This is a genomic window from Bacillus sp. FSL M7-0558 (genome assembly GCF_038003245.1).
Taxonomy (GTDB): domain Bacteria; phylum Bacillota; class Bacilli; order Bacillales; family Bacillaceae; genus Bacillus; species Bacillus pumilus.
Window position 1 is genome coordinate 497422 of sequence record NZ_JBBOOU010000001.1, and the last position, 12853, is coordinate 510274.

The 12853-nt window shown below is 42.5% G+C and carries 12 protein-coding genes and 1 riboswitch; of the genes, 8 read left to right on the forward strand and 4 right to left on the reverse strand.

Annotated features, from left to right (window positions below; translation table 11 throughout):
- Positions 1-24 precede the first annotated feature (24 nt).
- From MHB79_RS02380 to MHB79_RS02390, 3 genes are all read right to left on the reverse strand, one after another.
- Positions 25-594 carry a GNAT family N-acetyltransferase gene (locus MHB79_RS02380; protein ID WP_003213957.1) on the reverse strand — a complete coding sequence of 190 codons (570 nt, stop codon included), beginning with the start codon at positions 592-594 and terminating at the stop codon, positions 25-27.
- Positions 595-664: 70 nt separating this feature from the next.
- A complete protein-coding gene (locus MHB79_RS02385; RefSeq protein ID WP_003214137.1) occupies positions 665-1942 on the reverse strand; it encodes an Nramp family divalent metal transporter in 1278 nt (425 codons plus the stop codon).
- 223 nt (positions 1943-2165) lie between these two features.
- Entirely contained in the window at positions 2166-2426 is a 261-nt protein-coding gene (locus tag MHB79_RS02390; RefSeq protein ID WP_003214275.1) for a GlsB/YeaQ/YmgE family stress response membrane protein, read from the reverse strand.
- A gap of 157 nt (positions 2427-2583) precedes the next feature.
- On the opposite strand from MHB79_RS02390, the gene MHB79_RS02395 reads away from it, so the two are divergent.
- A complete protein-coding gene (locus MHB79_RS02395; protein WP_050945536.1) occupies positions 2584-3414 on the forward strand; it encodes an EcsC family protein in 831 nt (276 codons plus the stop codon).
- Positions 3415-3439: 25 nt separating this feature from the next.
- On the opposite strand, the gene MHB79_RS02400 is transcribed toward MHB79_RS02395, so the two are convergent.
- Positions 3440-4537, reverse strand: coding sequence for a DctP family TRAP transporter solute-binding subunit (locus MHB79_RS02400; RefSeq protein ID WP_137055552.1), 1098 nt, complete (start codon positions 4535-4537; stop codon positions 3440-3442).
- Between the two features lie 68 nt (positions 4538-4605).
- On the opposite strand from MHB79_RS02400, the gene MHB79_RS02405 reads away from it, so the two are divergent.
- The 7 genes from MHB79_RS02405 (at position 4606) to MHB79_RS02435 (ending at position 12846) form a co-directional block, all read left to right on the forward strand.
- Entirely contained in the window at positions 4606-6225 is a 1620-nt protein-coding gene (locus MHB79_RS02405; RefSeq protein ID WP_412056555.1) for an ATP-binding protein, read from the forward strand.
- Entirely contained in the window at positions 6222-6905 is a 684-nt protein-coding gene (locus MHB79_RS02410) for a response regulator (protein ID WP_058015377.1), read from the forward strand. The genes MHB79_RS02405 and MHB79_RS02410 overlap by 4 nt, the downstream gene beginning before the upstream one ends.
- Positions 6906-7029: 124 nt before the next feature.
- Complete coding sequence (gene dctP / locus MHB79_RS02415; RefSeq protein ID WP_003214472.1) at positions 7030-8298, forward strand: C4-dicarboxylate transporter DctP; 1269 nt, start codon at positions 7030-7032, stop codon at positions 8296-8298.
- A gap of 210 nt (positions 8299-8508) precedes the next feature.
- Complete coding sequence (locus MHB79_RS02420; protein ID WP_340988853.1) at positions 8509-9531, forward strand: AI-2E family transporter; 1023 nt, start codon at positions 8509-8511, stop codon at positions 9529-9531.
- A gap of 63 nt (positions 9532-9594) precedes the next feature.
- A riboswitch (cyclic di-AMP (ydaO/yuaA leader) is annotated at positions 9595-9727 on the forward strand.
- A 78-nt stretch (positions 9728-9805) separates the two neighbouring features.
- The gene (locus MHB79_RS02425; RefSeq protein WP_340988855.1) at positions 9806-11047 is read left to right on the forward strand and encodes a dicarboxylate/amino acid:cation symporter; all 1242 of its coding nucleotides are present in this window, start codon (positions 9806-9808) and stop codon (positions 11045-11047) included.
- Between the two features lie 127 nt (positions 11048-11174).
- A complete protein-coding gene (locus tag MHB79_RS02430; protein ID WP_340988857.1) occupies positions 11175-12101 on the forward strand; it encodes an ABC transporter ATP-binding protein in 927 nt (308 codons plus the stop codon).
- Entirely contained in the window at positions 12079-12846 is a 768-nt protein-coding gene (locus tag MHB79_RS02435; RefSeq protein ID WP_212046680.1) for an ABC transporter permease, read from the forward strand. Before MHB79_RS02430 ends, MHB79_RS02435 begins: the two co-directional genes overlap by 23 nt.
- The last annotated feature ends 7 nt before the right edge of the window (positions 12847-12853 follow it).

A 12853-nucleotide genomic window follows, 5' to 3' on the forward strand; every position in this document is an offset into this window, starting at 1 on the left:
AAATAATTCATGCAATCGACACAATTAAGTGGGCTGATTCATCGAATGCGTTTTTTGTTTTATATATTCAGGCTGTAAAAGGGCGTACACACAATGATCGGTAAAGCGATTGCCCAGCCATTCACATTGTCTTAAAATTCCCTCAAGCGAAAAGGATAATCGCTCTGGGATGCGTCTGCTTTTCTGGTTATCGACAGCAGCCCTAATCTCGATACGATGCAGCCCGCACTCTTCAAATAAATAGCGAATGACTGCTTGGCATGCTTTTGTCATGATGCCTTTTCCTTGATGGCCTTCTCCGAGCCAATAGCCGACTGAAACGGTTCTATTGATCCAATGAATTTGATGGGTGCCAATGATGCCGACAAGTTCTCCATGTGACCAAATGCCCGCTTGAAAACCGTTGTTCTGCATCGCTTGCTGCATCGCACCTTGGATAAACGCCATACTGTCTTCCTCTGTCTGTGTTGAATCCACCCAAAGCATCCATTCACGTAAATGCTCTCTCGACCGCTGGATGAGCAAATACAGACTTCTTGCGTCTCTTGGCTCAAGCAGCCGCATGGATATCTCTTGATCCTGATAAACAAACATGTACCCACATCCTCTCAGGGGAATTCTACCATAACCAAATGGAAAGAAAAAGACAGCTCAACACTGTCTTTTACATAAACGTATCTACAATTAAGAAGAGATTAAGTGCTACAACAAGAGCTGCTATCACCCAAGATATTCCTGTCACCCAGCGGGCATTCGTCAATTCACCCATAATTCGTTTTTTACTTGTAAATAAAATGAGCGGAATTAAAGCAAAAGCAATCCCAAACGATAAGACGACCTGACTCATCACAAGCGCAGAGGTCGGATTCACTCCAGATGCAATAATCGCAATAGGAGGAATGATGGTAATCAGCCGGCGAACATACAGCGGGATCCGGTATTGAATAAAGCCCTGCATAATGATATCGCCTGACAATGTACCGACAGAAGAGCTGGATAGTCCGGCTACAAGCAGACCTACACCAAATAAGATGGCTGATACAGGCCCTGCGAGTGTACCAAAATGCTGAAACGCAACATCCAAATCTTCAACAAAAAGACCATTTTTATAAAATAAAGCGGCTGCCACAATCAACATGCTGGCATTGATGGCCCCGGCGACGATCATTGCAATGAGGATATCTAAAAACTCAAAGCGGAAAATCTGCTTTTTCTCCTTTTCCGTTCTGCCGACGACTCTTCTTTGGGTTAAAGCTGAATGTAAGTAGATTGCGTGAGGCATCACAGTGGCACCTAAAATTCCAGCTGCAAGCAGCACGCTGTCTGCGCCATCAAATTTTGGAATGAACAGTCCGCCAGCGACACTTGCGATATCTGGTTTGGCGACAAAGGTTTGTACAGCGAAAGCGATCACGACAACGAACAACATGCCTGTAATACCTGCTTCTAATGCTCGATATCCTCGTCTTTGCAGCTCCAATATCGCAAATGAACCGATAGCCGCGATAATGGATGCTTCAAGCAGCGGGATTCGAAAGAGCAAGTATAAACCAAGTGCCGCCCCGATAAACTCAGCTAAATCCGTGGCAATAATGACGAGCTCTCCCTGAATCCATAAACCGATCGAAACGGGCTTTGGAAACTCTTCACGTGCGATTTCAGGTAAGTTTTTGCCTGTCGCAATTCCAAGCTTTGCGGATAAAGACTGGATGAGCAAAGCCATGAGATTTGATATGAGAATGACCCATAAAAGGAGATATCCATATTTGGAGCCAGCCGCAATGTTGGTGGCGAAATTTCCTGGATCAATATAAGCAATGGCTGCGATAAAAGCAGGACCGAGAAAAGGAAGGAGTCTTCTAAATCCCTTGACTTTTCCTTCAAGTGCACGCTCAGCTGCCTCTGACATGTGTGCCTGTGCCTCGATGTATTTGTTTGTCATATGTCATCACCTAGATTCTACAAAGTTTTGCTTGGGCACAAAATGTTTCCTTGATGCAATTTTTAATCATCATATGCCCATCTTCATGAAAAGTCAACTATCTGAACTAATAGGTTTGTTTATCATATGTAAGTGAAAAAAATAGATACCTTGTCAATCCAACACATAAAAAACACCGCCTTTATAGACGGTGTCCCTACTGCTTCCTCTGTTATTTGTTTTTTTAAGATACCCTTGATCCCACACTACGGAAGATCAGGCTTAAGATGATGACAAAGATCGCTGCACCTAAGATTGCTGGAATGATCGCAAAGCCTGCCAAACTAGGACCCCACGTTCCAAGTAATCCATGACCAATCCAAGCACCTGCAAGTCCTGCAATCATTGAACCGATCCATCCTCCTGGTACACTACCTCCAGCGAGTGCACTGCCAATAAGGCCGATGACAATCGCCACAACTAATGAAATCAGAAATCCTAACATGTTGATCACTCCTCTTTTTGTTTGTGTATTAAGCAATAACCGTTTTGAAAAAGTTTCAAACCTTTCGAAACCGATTCAATGTTCTATACGTATGATGGAAAAGGATTGTGTATAATAACAAACAAATACTTCAGCAGCATCTAAGGAGGAAAAAGGCATGGAGGAAAGAGAGTGGCTAAAAGCACAATTAAAGCAGATTGAACAGTGGGAGAAAGATCAGCAAAAGGTATGGTTTTGGGAGAAACTTAGCCGCCTGCCATTTCAAATGCTGGACAAGCTGACGCCTGCCTTTATCCAGAAAAAAATCGGTGTGCTGCTAGATGAAATGGGGCATTACATTCAATCAGGCGGTGCCTATTTGACATCAGAAAAAGGCATCATCCATCAATTTCAAAAGAAATGTGCCGACGAATCGATTCAGCGTATAGAAGATATAGAAAAAGCTCCAATTGAAATCATGGATGCGATTAGTGAACATATGGGGAGAAATAGGACGAATCTCGCCACGGTACAAGGGGCGACAACGGGTGTCGGTGGTATGTTTACACTGGCTGCAGATATTCCTGCGGTACTTGGTCTCTCCCTTAAAACATTACAGGATATTGCCGTCACCTATGGCTATGATCCTAAAAACAAGGAAGAGCGGGTCTTCATCATAAAATGCTTACAGTTGACCTCTGCTGATGTGGTTGGGAAGAAATCGATATTAAAAGAACTCAGGAGCTATCATGCTTCCGAAGGGAAACACGAAAACATGTTCTCACAAATCCAAGGATGGCGTGAGGTAGTCTATAATTACCGAGATTCATTTGGCTGGAAGAAACTGTTTCAGCTTGTTCCCGTAGCAGGGATTTTATTTGGCGCAGTTTCCAACCGCTCACAACTAAAAAGTATTGCCGAAACAGGCATGATGCAATACCGAAAGCGAAGAATTGTCTCAAGATTAGAAGAGCTCACGCAGCAAGAACAGAGTGAATCTGGTGCATAAAAAATCCCTTTCTCAAAGGGATTTTTTATTTGGTCTTATCCTCTTCTTGAAAAGCATGGATCGGAGAATGTTCATAACGCGCACGCAGCTCACGAATCTGTTTGATTAGGGTAGAACCAATGGTTTTTTCGGCTTCCTCATACAAAGGATCGAGGGCTTTCATCCATTTTTGTCTTTCTGCTGGCGTCAATTCATGAATGGCAATCTGCGATTCCCGTTTAATGTCCTCCAGTTGATCTTTGTTCATCTGTTCTGCATGTTTTTCATTCCAAGCTGTTGTTTCTTCCATAGCTTCAAGTAAAATTCGTTTCGTTTCAGGTGTCTGGCGATCAAAGAAGGATTGATCTGTTAAGACCACATAGCCTAAATACCCGTGATTACTGATCGTCATATAGTCTTGTATATGATAGAATTTTTTTGAATAAATATTTGAAATGGTATTTTCTTCACCATCTACTTTTTTTGTTTCTAATAGCTGAAACGTCGAATTAAACGATTCCTGATAGGGCTTTGCGCCAAGAAGTTTGAATTGTTTTTCAATCATGTCGCTTTGCATAATGCGGAGAGATTGGTTTTTTAAATCACTAGGCTGTTTGATTGGACCTTTATTAGAGGTGATTTGCTTAAAGCCATTTGTCCAATACGCCATTCCCTTTAGCCCGTCTTTTTGCAGGGTGCCAAACAATCTTTGTCCAATTGCACCGTGCAAGCCTTCCTGAACCGCATCATAATTAGAAAAAGCAAAAGGAAGGTCAAGTGCCAGCCACTCAGAGGATAGCATGCCGAGCTTCGAGGTAGATGGTGCGATAAATTGAACTTGATTCTCTTTGAGTGCATTAATTTCTTCTATATCAGAATAAAGACTTCCGTTGGAGAAAATTTGAATGGTGATCTTCCCATCGGATTTTTCGTGCACAAGCTCAGCAAATTTCTTTGCGGCAAGTCCTTTTGGTGTATTATCTGCCACGACATGGCTAAATTTGAACACAAGCTGATCCTTCAGCCCTGTCTGTTCATCGTCAAAGGTCGTCGCTGCTTTTGGCATCATATGATAGAAACCAAAGTATAAAGCGGTTACAAAACCGATCAAGAGCAATAGTGTATAGGCGAGTAAATTCTTCATGCGTCCGATCCCCCTTATGTCAAGCATACTTGACCGAGGAAGAATTCGTAAAGATACAGGTGAAAAAAATGATGAGAAATCGATTGAAATTACAACAATTATCTATTAGATGGAAGCTCACCATCCTCACATATTTCGTTGTCATTTTCGCCCTTTTAATCGGAGGAATTGTCCTTGTTGGGGGAATCCAGCAAACAGAGGAACGAGAGCTTCGAAAAAGGCTCATGAACACAGCGAGAACAGTTGCGGAGATGAATGAGGTAAAGCAGGCGTTAGCTGATCAAACAAAGAAACGTGACCGATTACAGCATGCCATCGAAGAGATTCGGATTATTCAAGACGCTGACTACATTGTCGTCATGGATATGGAGCATGTGAGATTAACGCATCCAGTGAAAGCAAGGATTGGCCAGCGTTCGGAGGGGACAGATGAAGAGCCTGCTTTTGCCGAGCATATTTATTTCTCAGAAGCAGAGGGAGAGCTTGGGACCGCCATCAGAGCCTTTTATCCAGTGAAGGATGATCAATTTAATCAAACAGGGGTCGTCCTTGTAGGGAGAACGCTGCCAAGTATGATCGATATATTAGGAGAAATGAAGCGGGATATCCTCATGATCCTTTTGCTGACGCTCAGCTTTGGGCTTGTAGGTTCATTTTTACTCGCTCGTCATATTAAACAGCAAATGTTTAAGCTGGAGCCGCATGAGATTGTCAGAATGCTAGAGGAGCGCACCGCAACCTTTCACTCTATTAATGAAGGGGTCATCGCCATTGATAATCAGCACATGATCACCATTTTTAATGAAAAGGCGAAGCAAATCTTTGGCGTGACAGGGGATGTCGTAGGCAGGAATATTTGGGATGTGCTGTCTGACACAAGACTTCCAGAGATCATTGATCGCGCAGAACCCGTCTACAATGAAGAAATTCATATGAGCGGAAAGCGGATTATGAGCAGCCGGATTCCGATTGTCATGAAAAAGAAAATTATCGGAGCGGTCGCCATTTTTCAGGACCGGACAGAAGCGGCAAAATTAGCAGAGGAGCTAACCGGGGTTAAGAACTTTGTAGACGGTCTGCGGGTGCAAAATCATGAGCATATGAATAAGCTTCATACGATTGCCGGGCTGATTCAGCTTGGTAAACCCGATCAGGCGCTCGATTTAGCCTTTCAAACGACGGAAGAACAGGAACATGTGCTGGACTTTCTTCACCGCGTCATACAGCATGATGCCGTTGCGGGATTATTGATGAGCAAAATCAGAAGGGGCAAGGAGCTAGGCATAAAGGTCGAAGTAGACGAACATAGCTGTCTGCGTGATTTCCCTGAGCGTCTAGATCAGCATGATATGACGAAGCTGCTTGGCAACCTGATCGAGAACGCCTTTGCCTCATATGATACTGTTGAAAGAGACACAAAACGCATTTCGATTAGTATTGATCAAACCGAGGATGTCCTCGCGATTTTAATTGAAGACAATGGCTCCGGGATTGAAGAGGAAATGATTCCTTCTATTTTCGATAAAGGCTTCACACACGGCAAAGAAGGCGGAACAGGCTATGGCCTGTATATTGTAAAAACGATTATCGACAAAGGGATGGGAAATGTAGAAGTCACATCAAGCATCGGCATTGGTACCACCTTCTCAATCGAATTCCCAATGATCATAGAGGAGAGAGACAGATGACTCAGATTAAGGTGCTATTAATTGAAGATGATCCGATGGTGCAAGAAGTGAATAAGGAGTTCATTAAGAGTGTTCCTGGCTTTCAAGTGGCGGCAATCGCAGGTAATGGGGAGCAGGGCATCCAGCTCATCAAAGAAATTCGTCCAGACCTTGTTGTCCTCGATGTATATATGCCAAAAAAAGATGGCGTAAAGACGCTTCAAGACATTAGAAAGCAAAAGATACAGGTGGACGTGATCGTTATTTCTGCGGCAAAGGACAAAGAGACGATTGGCACCATGCTTCAAAATGGTGCACGAGATTATATCATCAAGCCATTTAAGTTCGAACGTATGAAAGAATCACTTGAAAGCTATAAAGCGTTTAAATCTAAAATTCGCACAGCAGCAGAATTTTCTCAGGAGATGCTGGATGATATCATACGAAAGCCTGCTGTTAAGCAGGAAGATACTTGGCTCCCTAAGGGGCTGAATGTGCATACGATGAATGAAATTAAAGCCTATATGAGCTTGCAGGAAGGTCCGCAGTCTGCAGAGGAAGTTGCCAATGCACTCGGCATTGCACGTGTCACGGCACGCCGGTATTTAGACTTCTTAGTGAAAGAAGGCGAGCTGAAATTAGATATGCAATATGGCGGGGTAGGCCGGCCTGTCAATAAATATATCGTACATTCTGACTAAGAGACCAAAAAGACCAAAATGTACGATATGTTCATAAGCTTCACAGCCTTTGATGAAATCGCTATCATTTAGCTACAGATAACAGTTAAGCGTTTACATCAAAGGGTGAGGGAGTTGATTTTTTATGAAGAGGCTTTTGAAGAACCTGACATTTCAGGTGATTGCAGCTGTCATTATCGGGATCATTGTCGGGATGGTTTGGCCAAACGTCGGAAAAGAAATGAAGCCGCTTGGTGACACCTTTATCAATGCCGTTAAAATGGTCATCGCACCAATTATTTTCTTAACCATTGTTCTTGGTATTGCCAAGATGGGGGATATGAAAAAGGTTGGAAAAGTTGGGGGAAAAGCATTTATTTATTTTGAAGTCGTCACGACGCTTGCTTTGGTCATCGGTCTTTTTGTCGTCAATATCATGAAGCCAGGTGCAGGTCTGGACTATAGCAAGCTTGAAAAAGGGGATGTTTCACAGTATACCCAAAACGGGGGACAGGGTATCGACTGGATGGAATTTGTCACACACATTGTGCCATCTAACATGGTAGATGCTTTTGCAAAGGGTGATATTTTACAGGTCTTATTCTTCTCTATTTTATTCGGTGTTGCGCTTGCTGCACTTGGCGAGAAGGGGAAAGGAATCATTGAGTGGCTTGATAAGCTGTCACTTGTTTTCTTTAAAATCATTGGATATATCATGCGTGCTGCGCCGCTTGGTGCATTTGGGGCAATGGCCTATACAATCGGTCACTTTGGTTTGGCATCGATTAAACCGCTCGCAAGTCTGATGCTCTCCGTTTATTTGACTATGTTCCTGTTCATCTTCGTTGTGCTGAATATCATTTGTAAAATGTATGGCTTCAGCCTGTTTGGTTACCTGCGATTTATCAAGGATGAAATTTTAATTGTTCTTGGCACAAGCTCATCAGAATCCGTACTGCCAAGAATGATGGATAAAATGGAACGCTACGGGTGCTCTAAGTCTGTTGTGGGTCTTGTCATCCCAACAGGGTATTCCTTTAACTTAGATGGAACCTCGATCTACTTATCGATGGCTGTGGTCTTCTTAGCGCAAGTGTTTGGTGTAGACTTGTCTATCGGCCAGCAAATTACCATTATCCTTGTTCTAATGCTCACATCAAAGGGAGCGGCTGGGGTGACAGGAAGCGGATTTATCGTGCTGGCTTCTACACTCGCTGCACTACAGGTCATTCCGCTAGAGGGGCTTGCACTTCTGCTTGGTGTAGATCGATTCATGAGCGAAGGAAGAGCCATCACAAACCTCATTGGAAATGGAATCGCGACAATTGTTGTGGCGAAAAGTGAAGGTGAATTTGACGAAGCGAAGAGCAAAACAGCCCTTCAAGAAATGCGCAATATAAAGCAAGCTGTATAGTATAAAAACAACCCAAAACCGAAACCTTATGTCTACATGGGGTTCGGTTTTTTCTTGTGTAAAAAAAGAAAAAACATGAAAGCTTGATAAATTTAGTGCGAATCGTAAGACCTCATTGACCTTTTGTTATATAATTTACAGAAAGATCCGATATAATGTATATCAGATCCAATGAAAAATAGACTTTAGTCCTGGCAGGTGTATAACGAAATGGCAGCATTTTTAAAATTGTTCGAAAAACCCGGTGTTAAGCGGTTTTCTGTATTTGTAGTATTAGCCACAGCCTTATATTTATTAAGAGGAATGATGAATTTAATTCTCTTGACCTTCATATTCACCTTTTTGATGAATCGGTTAGAAGAGGTCATTAGAGGCTTTTTAAGTCGCTTCCTTAAAATAGGGCAGAAATCGGTTATTACCATTTTGTATATTCTTTTGGCTGGTGGATTGACGGTTGGCGGATTCGTGTTTGTGCCAATCATCGCCAAACAGGTGGAGCAGCTATTTCATTTAGGAAAGAAAATTGCAGATCATCCACAAGATTTACCCTTCATTGATGTCATCACGAACGTATTCGGAGATTTTAAAATATCAGCTTACTTTGAGAAAGGGTTTAATTTCCTCTATACATACTTAACTGATTTCAGTACGTTCAGTATCCAGGTCATTATGTCCTTAATATTAAGCATGTTCTTCCTGTTCGAAAAGGAACGCCTCATTCAATTCATGAACAAGTTCAAAACGAGTAAAATCTCTGTGTTCTATAACGAAATCGCCTTCTTTGGACGTAAATTTTTCAGAACGTTCGGAAAGGTACTCGAAGCACAGTTTATTATTGCAACTGTTAACTGTGTTTTAACAACCATTGCGCTAGGTATTATGGGATTCCCGCAATTATTTGGATTAGCGGTCATGGTCTTTTTGCTAGGCTTAATCCCTGTGGCAGGTGTGGTTATCTCACTTATTCCACTCAGCATCATTGCGTATACGCTTGGAGGCGGCATGTATGTCCTGTATATCGTGCTTGTGATCGTCATCATCCATGCCATTGAAGCCTATTTCCTAAACCCGAAGCTCATGTCAGCAAAAACAGAACTCCCTATCTTCTTCACATTTGTTGTGCTGATCTTCTCTGAACACTACATCGGCATTTGGGGACTGATTATTGGTATCCCGATCTTTGTGTTCATTTTAGATATTTTGGAGGTCACGAATAAGGAAGAAAGTAATTAAAAAGTTCATATGAACCTGTTTACAATTTTCCGAAAATAAGGTATAAATAGTATGAAAATATCATATTACCACACGCTTAATCCTTCTAAAGGAATGGGGGACCCATGTTTTTGGGGTGAATTTTTCTCTGTGAGAAAAAAGGACATCTCTTCGTCCTAACCCGTCAGCTAACCTCATCGGCGTGAAGAGAGTAAACAGTGGTACGTGTATGGAAACAAAGACCCACGAGAAAACTCTCTTGTGGGTCTTTTTTGATGAGGAAGGGGAGATTTTATTGAAGCTAGCGACGAAAATTATTATTGCCTTGTTTGTAGGTGCAATCACAGGACTATTGCTTAACATTTTTGCTCCAAATGTATTCAAAGTGTTAGACCCTTATCTATTTACGCCTCTAGGTCAAATCTTCTTAAACCTGATTAAAATGTTAGTGGTGCCGATCGTATTCTTTTCCATCACACTAGGTGTAGCAGGTCTAGGTGATCCGAAAAAGCTTGGCAGAATCGGCGTAAAAACCATTACTTATTTCCTGCTTACTACTACTTTTGCCATCATCATTGGCATTTCATTAGCCTTATTAATCAAGCCGGGAGCATTCGGTCATTTTGATACGAAAGCAGCTGATTATTCCGCAGAGAAAGCCCCATCAATGGCAGAAACACTACTCAACATCATCCCAACCAATCCAGTCCAATCTTTAGTTGAAGGAAACATGCTTCAAATCATCGTCTTTTGTGTATTTTTAGGTCTTGGCATTGCCATGCTTGGGAAGAAGACGGAAGGTTTGCTAAAGCTGTTTGAACAAGGAAATGAATTAATGATGTACCTTGTCGGCATAGTGATGAAGTTCGCACCGTACGGAACATTCGGTTTGATCGCAACTGCCATTGGCAGTCAGGGATTTGATGCGATGAAAGCGATGGGCCTTTATTTCTCGGTCGTGTTAGTTGCGCTCGTGCTGCATTTCTTCCTAACTTATGGGTCAACTGTCGCCATTTTAGCGAAGCGAAATCCGATGGCATTTTTCAAAGGATTTTCTCCAGCAATGGTTGTCGCATTTAGTACGTCAAGTAGTAACGCAGTCCTCCCAGTCTCGATGGAAACAGCCCAGAAACGTTTGAAGGTGCCGGAGCCGATTTCAAGCTTTGTACAGCCGCTTGGTGCAACCATTAATATGGATGGCACAGCGATTATGCAAGGGGTCGCGACTATTTTTATCGCGCAAGTGTATGGAGTTGAACTGACGCTTGTCCAAATGCTGACGGTTGTCTTAACGGCTGTCTTAGCAAGTATCGGTACAGCGGGTGTGCCAGGAGTTGGGCTCATTATGCTCGCTATGGTACTGAACTCTGTGAATCTGCCGGTTGAAGGCATTGCGCTCATCCTTGGCATAGACCGCTTATTAGATATGGCAAGAACCGTTGTCAATATTACAGGTGACGCCGCATGTGCGGTGATTGTGACAGAAACGGAGAAAAAACACGAGACAGACGCAGCATCACCGAACCTATCCATGTAATGTAAAAGAAGGGCTGACTCGATCAGCCCTTTTTTTCATGGAGTCCCTTGTCTTGCGTGATATACTTTTAACAGAATGAGCGGTCTTATTTGCCGCTTTAGGTTTTACATCAGAAGGAGGAACCACGTTGGAATCTGCTGTTCTAAAAGTAGAGAAAGTCGATAAACGAATTGGCCGGAAAATGATCTTACAAGATATATCTATAGAAATAGGGAAAGGGGAAATCGTCGGCTTACTAGGACCAAATGGGTCTGGAAAAACAACCTTGATTCGTTTGATCGTTGGCTTGATGAAAAAAAACAATGGCCGAATCATGATCAATGGATATTCACAGGATGAGGATTTCCTAAATGCGATGTCATCTGTTGGTGCAATCATAGAAAATCCCGAATTTTATTCTTATTTAACAGGCTTCGAAAACCTTGAACTGTATGCGGCGATGCACGATGGAGTGACAGAGGAACGAATACAGGAAGTGGTGAAAAGAGTTCGTCTGGAGCACGCCATTCATCAGAAGGTGAAGACATATTCACTGGGGATGAAACAAAGGCTTGGGATTGCACAAGCCATATTACATCAGCCGAACCTGCTCATTTTAGACGAACCGACAAATGGACTTGATCCTGCAGGTATGAAGGAATTCAGGGAGCACTTGCAAACGCTAGTAAGAGACGAAGGAACGTCCGTCTTATTCGCCACACATTTATTGCATGAGGTTGAAGAGCTGTGTGACCGCATGATCATCATTCAAAAAGGACAGATCAAAGCCAGTGCCATGCTTCGAGACATAGAGGGGAAAGAACAGATGCTCATGAATATTCAGCCAGTGGAAAAGGCGGCTGCATGGCTTGATACACATGCCTATACATATGAACGAAACGGAGCGCATGTATTACTTCAATTGAACAAAGACCAAGTGCCTGAGCTGAACAAACAGCTTGTTCTGGCTGGATTTGCTGTACTTGAAATGACGCCTCAAAAGCCATCAATTGAAGAGGCATTTATGAAATGGACGGAAGGCGGGACGGCAGATGCTTCAACTCATCAAGAATGAGCATAAGAAAATTACGAGGAAAAAGATCACGTTCATTGCACTTGGATTGATTGTTGTGTTTCAATTAGCGATGGCTCTAGCGTTGAAACGAGTCATCTCCAGCTTTGGTGGACAAGACACTGTCGCCAACTATTTTGCTTATTCCACAAACGTCGTGTTTATTTTACAGGTGCTCGCGGTTGTCATTGGCGCGACCTTGATCTCAACAGAATTTCAAAAAAGAACGATCAAGTTTTTATTGATACGGCCCAAAACAAGGCTGCAAATTTTCCTGTCAAAATACATCACACTTGTGCTTATGGTCATTTATTTGTTTGTTTTTTATTATGTCATTGCTTTCCTATTTGGCTTTATTTTCTTTGGTACTGCATTTGACGAAAGTACGGGACGATTATTTCAGCATACGTTTGCTGTGATCGGATCTCAGTGGGTGGAAGTGATCATGATGGCAAGCTTCGCTTTTATGTGTTCCAGCTTGTTTAGGAACAGCCTCGTTGCGCTTGTGACCTCGTTTTTTGTTTTATATGCAGCTAAATCACTTGTGCCTATTATGTCTCTTTTAGAAAATCAGTGGGGGAAAATCCTGCTTTTTGCTAATACAGACTTTACTCAGTACAGCTTTCAAGGACCGCCGCCCTTCCATGGCATGAGCCCTTTGTTTTCTCTATTTATGGTAGGGGCGCATTTTGTTTTCTTTGTTGGCACGGCTTGGGTTCTTTTTTGGAAGCGTGATGTAAATGTGTAAAAATTGT

Coding starts and splice junctions, on each gene's coding strand:
- MHB79_RS02385 (WP_003214137.1), bottom strand. CDS start 1,942: ATGACAAACAAATACATCGAGGCACAGGCACACATGTCAGAGGCAGCT.
- MHB79_RS02395 (WP_050945536.1), top strand. CDS start 2,584: ATGGAGGAAAGAGAGTGGCTAAAAGCACAATTAAAGCAGATTGAACAG.
- MHB79_RS02380 (WP_003213957.1), bottom strand. CDS start 594: ATGTTTGTTTATCAGGATCAAGAGATATCCATGCGGCTGCTTGAGCCA.
- MHB79_RS02420 (WP_340988853.1), top strand. CDS start 8,509: ATGGCAGCATTTTTAAAATTGTTCGAAAAACCCGGTGTTAAGCGGTTT.
- MHB79_RS02390 (WP_003214275.1), bottom strand. CDS start 2,426: ATGTTAGGATTTCTGATTTCATTAGTTGTGGCGATTGTCATCGGCCTT.
- MHB79_RS02400 (WP_137055552.1), bottom strand. CDS start 4,537: ATGAAGAATTTACTCGCCTATACACTATTGCTCTTGATCGGTTTTGTA.
- MHB79_RS02435 (WP_212046680.1), top strand. CDS start 12,079: ATGCTTCAACTCATCAAGAATGAGCATAAGAAAATTACGAGGAAAAAG.
- MHB79_RS02410 (WP_058015377.1), top strand. CDS start 6,222: ATGACTCAGATTAAGGTGCTATTAATTGAAGATGATCCGATGGTGCAA.
- MHB79_RS02405 (WP_412056555.1), top strand. CDS start 4,606: ATGATGAGAAATCGATTGAAATTACAACAATTATCTATTAGATGGAAG.
- dctP (WP_003214472.1), top strand. CDS start 7,030: ATGAAGAGGCTTTTGAAGAACCTGACATTTCAGGTGATTGCAGCTGTC.